Origin of the sequence: Paraburkholderia sp. SIMBA_054, assembly GCF_046534875.1 — a bacterium.
Taxonomy (GTDB): Bacteria; Pseudomonadota; Gammaproteobacteria; order Burkholderiales; family Burkholderiaceae; genus Paraburkholderia; species Paraburkholderia hospita.
Genome location: NZ_JAWRXV010000555.1, coordinates 1 through 289 on the forward strand (window position 1 = coordinate 1; position 289 = coordinate 289).

Consider the following 289-nt stretch of genomic DNA (forward strand, 5'->3'; position numbering starts at 1 on the left):
CACCGGATGCGGGACGGTTTCGTTGAGGAGCGCACCGCGCTCGTCAACCGGCTGCGCGGTGAGCTGGTCGAGTTCGGCGCATTCCTGCCGCAAGGCATCGACGCATTTCGTGCCCACTTCGTCGAGGCACTGGAGGACGGGGCTACTGAACTGAACGGTGTCGCGCGCACTGCCCTGCTGCGAGGCTGGGAGCACCTGCAGGCCCTCGACCGGCAAATCGCCTGGTGCGACGCGCAAGTCGCCACGCACGTGAAGCACGACAGCAACGCGCAGCGCGTCATGGCGGTCA

General features: G+C 67.1%; 1 pseudogene. It reads left to right on the forward strand.

Annotation, left to right across the window (positions count from 1 at the left end):
• A pseudogene (locus SB822_RS56315) lies at positions 1–289 on the forward strand (IS110 family transposase); the annotation flags it as partial.